The 2,677-nt window shown below is 67.3% G+C and carries 3 protein-coding genes; all 3 read left to right on the top strand.

All coding sequences use genetic code 11. The annotated features are described in order from the left end of the window. Nucleotides 1-596 (top strand): peptidoglycan DD-metalloendopeptidase family protein (locus tag RT123_RS14735; RefSeq protein WP_313009915.1); only part of this gene is annotated, 596 nt, incomplete at its 5' end. A 102-nt stretch (nucleotides 597-698) separates the two neighbouring features. Next, nucleotides 699-1,010, top strand: a complete 312-nt coding sequence (gene yajC / locus RT123_RS14730) for a preprotein translocase subunit YajC (RefSeq protein ID WP_017504795.1) — start codon at nucleotides 699-701, stop codon at nucleotides 1,008-1,010. A gap of 36 nt (nucleotides 1,011-1,046) precedes the next feature. Beyond that, nucleotides 1,047-2,639 (top strand): protein translocase subunit SecD, encoded by a 1,593-nt coding sequence (gene secD, locus RT123_RS14725; RefSeq protein WP_055804957.1) that lies wholly within the window; start codon nucleotides 1,047-1,049, stop codon nucleotides 2,637-2,639. Nucleotides 2,640-2,677: the final 38 nt, after the last annotated feature.

The raw sequence follows: 2,677 nt of genomic DNA, 5'->3' as shown, positions 1-2,677 counted from the left end.
TCACGACCGGCCAGCGAATCATACTGCCTGAAGCGGCGGTGGATACCGGCCACGATCCTTACGCGACCGGCGCCTCGCCCGTCGGCGTGCTGGTGCCCAACAACGGCGCCGTGCCGCCGCCCCCGCCGCCGCCCTCGGGCAATGCGGCGCTGCCGGTCCAGACGCGCCCTGTCGAACAGACAAACGCCGCCGGCGCCGCTGCCGGTCAGCCGAACCTGCTGTGGCCAGTGCGCGGCGACATCGTGCGACGTTTCGGCCCGGTCGGCATGGGCGAGCGGAACAACGGCATCAACATCGGCGCCTCGGCCGGCGCGACGGTCAGCGCCTCTGCCGCCGGGCGCGTGGCCTATGTCGGCAGCGATCTGGTGGGGCAGGGGCTGACGGTGCTGATCGTGCACGCCAACGGCTGGCGCACGGTCTATGGCCATCTGGGTTCGGCGACGGTCAAGGACGGGGACGACGTTCGCGCGGGCCAGCAGATCGGCACCGTGGGTCTGACGGCCGGCGACGGACGCCCCTCGATCCACTTCGAGACCCGTCAGATGCGCGGCGACGATCCGGTCGCGGTCGATCCTTTGACAGTGTTGCCCAGGTAGCGCTTTCGCCGCGTTGCAATCTGCGAGGCGCGGCCCTAGGTTCCGCGCCTCGTTTTAATGGGGGGCCGACGAGGGCTACCCTTCTATGTTCGGAGACGACCCATGGGCGCTGAAGGCGGCTTGACGGCGCAGTTGATCGGGTTTGCGCCCATCATCGGTATTTTCATCCTTTTCTACTTCCTGCTGATCCGTCCGCAGCAGAAGCGCGCCAAGGAGCACGCGACCGCCATCGCCGCCGTCAAGCGTGGGGACACCGTCGTCCTGGGCAGCGGCATGATCGGCAAGGTCACCCGCGTCGAAGAGGCCGAGGTCAACGTCGAGATCGCCCCCAGCGTCAACGTGCGCGTGGTCAAGGCCATGATCGCCGAGGTGCGCAACCGCACCGCCATCGCCGCCAACGATTCCAAGGCCTGATACGCTCGCGTATCCGCCGATACCTGGACCGCCCTCATGATTCAGCTGTCGCGCTGGAAAGTCATTCTCGTCGTCGTCGCGGCCGTTCTCGGCTGTCTGCTGGCGTTCCCGAACCTGTTGTCGGATCAGCAGCGCGAAGCGCTGCCCGGCTTCATGCCCAAGAACAAGCTGAATCTGGGGCTGGACCTTCAGGGCGGTTCGTATCTGTTGCTGGAAGTCGATGTGCCGGCGATGCGCGAAAAGCGCGTCACCAACCTGATCGAGGACGTTCGGGTCACGCTGAACGGTGCGGGCGTCGCCACCAACGGCTTCCAGCGTGAAGCCGGCGGCGTGGTCGTCACCCTGGCCAATCCGGCCCAGGGCGATGCCGCGTTCAAGGCGCTGCAACAGCTGGGCGGTCAGGTCGGACCGGGCGGCCAGGCGGAACGCACTGCGACGCGCCTGGGCGATAACCGCATCCGCTTCGCCTATACCGACGCCGCGCTGAACGGCATGGGCGCGACGGCCGTGGACCAGTCGATCGAGGTCGTGCGCCGCCGGATCGACAGCCTGGGCACGCGCGAACCCTCCATCACCCGCCAGGGCGCCGACCGGATCGTGGTCCAGGCGCCGGGCGAGAGCGATCCGAGCAAGCTGGAAGAAGTCATCGGCCAGACGGCGCAGCTGACCTTCCAGATGGTCGATGTCGAGAACTCGGTTCAGGACGCCCTGGCCGGCCGTGTGCCGCCTGATTCCGAACTGCTGCAAGGCGAGGACGGCACGCCCTATCTGGTCAAGAAGCGCGTGCTGGTGTCGGGCGAGAACCTAACCCGCGCCGGCGTCGGTTCGGACCAGAGCGGCCGCCCGGCCATCGACTTCCGCTTCGACGGTGCCGGCGCGCGGCGCTTCGGCGAAGCCACCGCCGCCAATCTGCAGAAGCCCTTCGCCATCATCCTGGACGGCAAGGTCATTTCGGCCCCGACGATCCAGAGCGCGATCACCTCGGGCTCGGGTCAGATCACAGGCAACTTCTCGATCCAAGAAGCGGCGACGCTGGTGAACCTGCTGAACGGGGGCGCCCTGCCGGCGCCGCTGAACGTCGAGGAGCGCCGCACCGTGACGGCTGAACTGGGTGCGGACGCGGTCGCCGCAGGCGCCCTGTCGACCGCCGTCGGCTTCGCCATCATCGTGCTGTTCATGATCCTGGCCTACGGTCTGCTTTTCGGTGGCGTGTCGGTGGTCGGCCTGGTGCTGAACGGCGTGCTGATCGTGGCGGCCATGTCGTTGACCCAGGCGACGCTGACCTTGCCAGGCATCGCCGGTCTGATCCTGACCTTCGCGGTCGCGGTGGACGCCAACGTGCTGATCTATGAGCGTATGCGTGACGAGGCCCGGGCGGGCCGCAGCGTCATCGCCTCTATGGACGCCGGCTTCAACAAGGCCATGGGCACCATCATCGACGCCAACCTGACCACCCTGGTCGCGGCGGGCATCATGTTCGTGTTCGGCGAAGGCCCTGTTCGCGGGTTCGCCTGGACCCTGACCATCGGTGTGTTCACCTCGGTCTTCTCGTCGGTCCTGGTCGCCCAGGTCCTGCTCGGCTACTGGCTCAAGACGGCCAAGCCCAAAAAACTGCCGATCGCGGAGTGATGGCGATGCGTGGATGGCCCCTCATCAAACTGCTGCCG

The organism is Brevundimonas vesicularis (assembly GCF_032067225.1).
Taxonomy (GTDB): domain Bacteria; phylum Pseudomonadota; class Alphaproteobacteria; order Caulobacterales; family Caulobacteraceae; genus Brevundimonas; species Brevundimonas vesicularis_F.
This window is presented reverse-complemented; position numbering and strand designations above follow the sequence as displayed.